Below are 6259 nucleotides of genomic sequence, written 5' to 3'. Positions count from 1 at the left end.
CGGCGTGTGCTTGAGTTCAGTCAGATTCAGATAGGAATGACGTAATCATTTATGGAGGGGGGGAAATTAAGCTTTTGGCTTAATGAGGCCGCGCCGCAGAGACGGCGACAGGATCGCGTACTTATTCGAAAAGGAGTGCGTCGGCGACGGCTAGCAGGGGGCATTGGAGAAACCAGTGCGGGGCCGAATGTACCACCTGAGTTTCGGAGCGTCTAGCCCTGAATACGCAAAAAGCCCCGCAATATGCGGGGCTTTTTTTACAACGTCGCCGACTTAGATGTTGGCGTCGAGGAATGCAGCCAGTTGCGACTTGGACAGCGCGCCAACCTTGGTCGCTGCAACTTCACCGCTCTTGAACAGCATCAGGGTCGGGATACCACGTACGCCGTGCTTGGCCGGGGTTTCCTGGTTTTCGTCGATGTTCAGTTTGGCGATGGTCAGCTTGCCTTTGTAGGTCTCAGCGATTTCGTCCAGAACAGGAGCGATCATTTTGCAAGGGCCGCACCATTCAGCCCAGTAGTCGACCAGTACAGCGCCTTCGGCCTTGAGTACATCGGCCTCGAAGCTAGCGTCGCTAACGTGTTTGATAAGATCGCTGCTCATGGAAGTCTCCAGGTTGTAAGCAAAAAAACGTGGCCCATCATAGCCGCCCTTCCCTCGTTCAGGAAGGTGCAGATGATTGAGTCTCGCTATGGTGGTCCATGAGTTTGGGTATAGCTCAAGTCAAGACGTGGCGGGAGCGACGAAGGCAATTCCGGTGCGCAGCGCGGCATTGCGCACATGTTCCTGCATTGCCTTCTGCGCGGCGGCGGACGAGCGTCGCGCCAGTGCGCGTAGGATTTTGCGGTGTTCCTGCCAGGTTTCCATGGCCCGCTCGGCCCGGATGAACGGTAGCTTCTGGCTCTCCAGAAAAATGTCGGCGCTGGCGGTCAGGATGCTCAACATCGCCTGATTACCGCTGGCCAGCAGGATGCGCCGGTGAAATTCGAAGTCCAGCCGCGCCGCTGCATCGAAGTCGCCGGCCTTCAGTTCGTTACGCATGGCGGCCACATTGTCTTCCAGGGCATCGAGCTCGACAGTGCTCAACGTCACGGCTGCCAGCCCCGCCGCAAAACCTTCCAGGGCATAGCGCAACTGAAAGATATCCAGCGGCGAAGCCTGGGCCGCGAACGGCCAGCCCACCGTCGCATCACCCCGAGGCAAATCCACCGGCGACTGAACGAAAACGCCCTTGCCCGGCTGGATGCTGATCACCCCCAGCGCACTCAGGGACGACAACGCCTCACGCAATGACGCCCGACTGACGCCCAATTGCACCGCCAGGTCCCGTTGCGAAGGCAAGGCATCCCCCGGCCCGAAGCCCTGTTCGGTAATCAGTTTGCGGATGGCTTGCAGCGCCACTTCGGGTACGGCGCGAGAGATCGAATTCATGGTTTTTCAAACGAACCAGGCCAATGAGCGGCTAGTTGTAAAGCTATTCGAGGCGCCCGGCAAGTCGTGCCCCACCGGGGTTCGGTGCTTCAACGCGATGCGCTATCGAGGTGCGAAACGCGACCTGACTGTTCAGACCAGTAAGACCGAACAAAACCAGCAAAACCGCGGTCTGTCGCCCTCAAATCCCGATGTTGGCATGGCCCGTGCTCTGTCGAACCGCAGAAATCACTTCTCGCCGATTCGGAGATTTGCCATGACCCAGCGTTACAGCGCCCTCCTCGCCGCCCTGTTTGCCAGCTTAATGCTGAGCCAGGCACCCGCCCACGCCGACGGTCTGGAGGATGTAGTCAAGCGCGGCACCCTCAAGGTCGCCGTGCCCCAGGACTTCCCGCCGTTCGGTTCGGTCGGCCCGGACATGAAACCCCGCGGCCTGGACATCGACACTGCCAAACTGCTCGCCGACCAACTCAAGGTCAAACTTGAACTGACCCCGGTCAACAGCACCAACCGCATTCCGTTCCTGACCACCGGCAAAGTGGATCTGGTGATCTCCAGCCTCGGCAAAAACCCTGAGCGCGAGAAAGTCATCGACTTTTCCCGCGCCTACGCACCGTTTTACCTCGCCGTGTTCGGTCCGCCAGACGCCGCCATCAAGGGCCTGGACGACCTCAAGGGCAAAACCATCAGCGTCACCCGTGGCGCCATCGAAGACATCGAGCTGACCAAAGTTGCCCCGGAAGGCGCGACCATCAAGCGCTTCGAGGACAACAACTCGACCATCGCCGCCTACCTCGCCGGCCAGGTCGACCTGATCGCCAGCGGCAACGTGGTGATGGTCGCCATCAGCGAGAAAAACCCGAAACGCGTGCCGGCGCTGAAAGTGAAGCTCAAGGATTCGCCGGTCTACGTCGGCGTGAACAAGAACGAGCCGGCGCTGCTGGACAAGGTCAACCAGATCCTCGCCACCGCCAAGACCGACGGCTCCCTGGAGAAAAACGCCCAGACCTGGCTCAAAGAGCCGCTGCCGGCCGATCTCTGATCGTCGCGCCGGAGGCTTGATATGGCTTACCAGTTCGATTTCTTACCCGTGGTGCAAAACACCGACCTGTTGCTGCGCGGTGCGCTGTTCACCCTGGAACTGACGGCCATCGGCGCGGTGTTCGGGGTCGGCCTGGGCATCGTCGGGGCGCTGGTGCGGGCGTGGAACATCCGCCCGTTCTCGGCAATCTTCGGGGTCTACGTCGAGTTGATCCGCAACACGCCGTTCCTGGTGCAGTTGTTCTTCATTTTCTTCGGCCTGCCGTCCCTGGGCGTGCAGATTTCCGAATGGCAGGCGGCGGTGTTGGCGATGGTGATCAACCTCGGCGCTTATTCCACCGAGATCATCCGCGCCGGCATTCAAGCGATTCCCCGGGGACAGCTGGAAGCCGCCGCCGCGCTGGCGATGAGCCGTTTCGAAGCCTTTCGCCACGTGGTCCTGTTGCCGGCGCTGGGTAAGGTCTGGCCGGCGTTAAGCAGCCAGATCATCATCGTCATGCTCGGCTCGGCGGTCTGTTCGCAGATCGCCACCGAAGAGTTGAGCTTCGCCGCCAACTTCATTCAGTCGCGCAATTTCCGCGCCTTTGAAACCTACGCCCTGACCACGCTGATCTATCTGTGCATGGCGCTGCTGATCCGCCAACTGCTGAACTGGATTGGTCGGCGCTACATTTCGCGGAGCAGCCAATGAGCGATTTCACTTTCTGGGATGTCGTGCGCAACTTGCTCACGGGCCTGCAATGGACCCTGGCGCTGTCGCTGGTGGCGTTTATCGGTGGCGGCGTGATCGGTTTGCTGATCATGGTCATGCGCATTTCGAAAAAGAGCGTTCCCCGCAGCTTCGCCCGCACCTACATCGAGCTGTTCCAGGGCACGCCGCTGCTGATGCAGCTGTTCCTGGTGTTCTTCGGCGTGGCGTTGGCCGGGGTGGAGATTTCACCGTGGATGGCGGCGGCGGTGGCGTTGACGCTGTTCACCAGCGCTTACCTGGCGGAGATCTGGCGCGGTTGCGTCGATTCGATCCCCAACGGCCAGTGGGAAGCTTCGTCGAGCCTGGCGCTCAACCCGCTGGAACAATTGCGCTACGTGATCCTGCCGCAAGCCCTGCGCATTGCCGTGGCGCCGACCGTGGGCTTCTCGGTGCAAGTGGTCAAAGGCACCGCTGTCACCTCGATCATCGGTTTCACCGAACTGACCAAGACCGGCGGCATGTTGGCCAACGCGACCTTCGAACCGTTCATGGTCTACGGCCTCGTCGCCCTCGGTTACTTCCTGCTCTGCTACCCCTTGTCCCTCAGTGCGCGCTACCTGGAAAGGAGACTGCATGCCTCTGCTTAGAATTTCGGCCCTGCATAAATATTACGGCGACCACCACGTACTCAAAGGCATCGACCTGAGCGTCGAGGAAGGCCAGGTCGTGGCGATCATCGGCCGCAGCGGCTCGGGCAAATCCACCTTGCTGCGCACCCTCAACGGTTTGGAGTCGATCAACGACGGCGTGATCGAAGTCGATGGCGAATACCTCGATGCCGCCCGTGCTGATTTGCGCAGCTTGCGGCAGAAAGTCGGGATGGTGTTTCAGCAATTCAACCTGTTTCCGCACCTGACCGTGGGCGAGAACGTGATGCTGGCGCCACAAGTAGTCCAGAAAGTGCCCAAGGCTAAAGCTAAAGAACGGGCAAAGGAAATGCTGGAGCGGGTCGGGCTCGGGGAGAAATTCGATGCGTTCCCCGATCGCTTGTCCGGCGGCCAGCAGCAACGCGTGGCGATCGCCCGGGCCTTGGCCATGTCGCCCAAGGTGTTGCTGTGCGACGAGATTACCTCGGCGCTGGACCCGGAATTGGTTAACGAAGTGCTGAGCGTGGTCCGGCAACTGGCCAAGGAAGGCATGACGCTGATCATGGTCACCCACGAAATGCGCTTCGCCCGGGAGGTGGGGGACAAGTTGGTGTTCATGCATCAGGGCAAGGTGCATGAGGTGGGGGATCCGAAGATTTTGTTCGCGAATCCGCAGACGGCGGAGTTGGCGAATTTCATTGGCACCGTGGAACACGCCATCTGATCGTTCCCACGCTCCGCGTGGGAATGCCTCAATGGACGCTCTGCGTCCGCTTTTGGGACGCGGAGCGTCCCGGGCTGCATTCCCACTCGGAGCATGGGAACGATCAGGCGGACCAGGCTGCTCTGGATCAAGGCTTTCAGCGTTGCGCGTTGGCGTCAGCGTTTGATCGTGGCACGATGTCGAGGTTATCGACCGAGACCCCCTGACCATGCCGCAATCCCAAGCCAAGAATCTGTCCCTGATCGCCGCAATCGACCTGGGCTCCAACAGCTTTCACATGGTCGTGGCCAAGGCCCAGAACGGCGAAATCCGTATTCTTGAGCGCCTCGGCGAAAAGGTCCAACTGGCCGCCGGCATCGACGATGAGCGCCAGCTCAACGAAGAATCCATGCAGCGCGGGCTTGATTGCCTGAAGCGCTTTGCCCAACTGATCAACGGTATGCCGCCCGGCGCCGTGCGGATCGTTGGCACCAACGCCCTGCGTGAAGCGCGCAACCGGGTTGAATTCATCCGCCGCGCCGAAGACATCCTCGGCCACCCGGTGGAAGTCATCTCCGGCCGTGAAGAAGCGCGCCTGATCTACCTCGGCGTGTCCCACACCCTCGCCGACACCCCGGGCAAGCGCCTGGTGGCCGACATTGGCGGCGGCAGTACCGAATTCATCATCGGCCAGCGCTTCGAACCGCTGCTGCGCGAAAGCCTGCAAATGGGCTGCGTCAGCTACACCCAGCGCTATTTCAAGGACGGCAAGGTCACCCCGGCCCGTTACGCCCAGGCGTACACGGCAGCACGGCTGGAGATCATGAGCATCGAGCACGCCCTGCACCGCCTGACCTGGGATGAAGCCATCGGCTCCTCGGGCACCATCCGCGCCATCGGCCTGGCGCTGAAGGCCGGCGGGCACGGCACCGGCGAGGTGAATGCCACAGGCCTGGCCTGGCTCAAGCGCAAGCTGATCAAGCTCGGCGATGTCGAGAAAATCGACTTCGAAGGCATCAAGCCTGACCGCCGCGCGATCTTCCCTGCTGGTTTGGCGATTCTCGAAGCAATCTTCGATGCCCTCGAACTGCAACGCATGGACCACTGTGAAGGCGCCCTGCGTGAAGGGGTGCTCTATGACCTGCTGGGCCGTCATCATCACGAAGACGTCCGTGAGCGCACCCTCAGCTCGCTGATGGAGCGTTACCACGTTGATCTGGAACAAGCGGCGCGGGTTGAACGCAAGGCTTTGCATGCCTTTGATCAGGTGGCCGAAGACTGGGACCTCGACGACGGCGTCTGGCGCGAGTTGCTGGGCTGGGCCGCCAAGGTCCATGAAGTCGGCCTGGACATCGCCCACTATCACTACCACAAGCACGGCGCCTACCTGATCGAGCACTCGGACCTCGCCGGGTTCTCCCGCGAAGACCAGCAAATGCTCGCCCTGCTGGTGCGTGGCCACCGCCGCAACATTCCCCGGGACAAATTTGCCGACTTCGGCAGTGATGGCAGCAAGTTGATTCGCCTGTGCGTGCTGCTGCGCTTTGCGATCCTGTTCCACCACATCCGCGGCACCCAGGAAATGCCACAAGTCACCTTGCGCGCCAACGGCGACAGCCTCGATGTGCTGTTCCCGGCCAATTGGCTGGACGAAAACCAGCTGACCCAGGCCGACTTCGCGCTGGAAGCAGAATGGCTGACGCGGGTCGGGTTCACGCTTAACGTCCGCTGAAAACGAAAAAGGCC

General features: G+C 60.9%; 7 protein-coding genes. 5 read left to right on the top strand and 2 right to left on the bottom strand.

Annotated features, from left to right (window positions below):
- Nucleotides 1-273 precede the first annotated feature (273 nt).
- Together trxA and ACIQY3_RS23740 are read right to left on the bottom strand one after the other, a co-directional pair.
- Nucleotides 274-603, bottom strand: a complete 330-nt coding sequence (gene trxA, locus ACIQY3_RS23745) for a thioredoxin TrxA (RefSeq protein WP_403024338.1) — start codon at nucleotides 601-603, stop codon at nucleotides 274-276.
- A gap of 120 nt (nucleotides 604-723) precedes the next feature.
- On the bottom strand, nucleotides 724-1431 hold the full coding sequence (locus ACIQY3_RS23740; RefSeq protein WP_403024335.1) for a FadR/GntR family transcriptional regulator: 708 nt from the start codon (nucleotides 1429-1431) through the stop codon (nucleotides 724-726).
- A gap of 256 nt (nucleotides 1432-1687) precedes the next feature.
- Between ACIQY3_RS23740 and ACIQY3_RS23735 the strand changes: the two genes are divergently transcribed.
- The 5 genes from ACIQY3_RS23735 (at nucleotide 1688) to ppx (ending at nucleotide 6245) form a co-directional block, all read left to right on the top strand.
- Nucleotides 1688-2473, top strand: a complete 786-nt coding sequence (locus ACIQY3_RS23735) for a transporter substrate-binding domain-containing protein (protein WP_403024332.1) — start codon at nucleotides 1688-1690, stop codon at nucleotides 2471-2473.
- Nucleotides 2474-2494: 21 nt separating this feature from the next.
- The gene (locus ACIQY3_RS23730; protein WP_403024329.1) at nucleotides 2495-3163 is read left to right on the top strand and encodes an amino acid ABC transporter permease; all 669 of its coding nucleotides are present in this window, start codon (nucleotides 2495-2497) and stop codon (nucleotides 3161-3163) included.
- Entirely contained in the window at nucleotides 3160-3810 is a 651-nt protein-coding gene (locus tag ACIQY3_RS23725) for an amino acid ABC transporter permease (RefSeq protein ID WP_403024326.1), read from the top strand. The genes ACIQY3_RS23730 and ACIQY3_RS23725 overlap by 4 nt, the downstream gene beginning before the upstream one ends.
- The gene (locus tag ACIQY3_RS23720) at nucleotides 3797-4534 is read left to right on the top strand and encodes an amino acid ABC transporter ATP-binding protein (RefSeq protein ID WP_403024323.1); all 738 of its coding nucleotides are present in this window, start codon (nucleotides 3797-3799) and stop codon (nucleotides 4532-4534) included. Before ACIQY3_RS23725 ends, ACIQY3_RS23720 begins: the two co-directional genes overlap by 14 nt.
- Before the next feature lie 208 nt (nucleotides 4535-4742).
- Complete coding sequence (gene ppx / locus ACIQY3_RS23715; protein WP_403024320.1) at nucleotides 4743-6245, top strand: exopolyphosphatase; 1503 nt, start codon at nucleotides 4743-4745, stop codon at nucleotides 6243-6245.
- Nucleotides 6246-6259: the final 14 nt, after the last annotated feature.

The sequence above is a fragment of the Pseudomonas sp. NPDC096950 genome (genome assembly GCF_044762525.1).
Classification (GTDB): domain Bacteria; phylum Pseudomonadota; class Gammaproteobacteria; order Pseudomonadales; family Pseudomonadaceae; genus Aquipseudomonas.
This window is presented reverse-complemented; position numbering and strand designations above follow the sequence as displayed.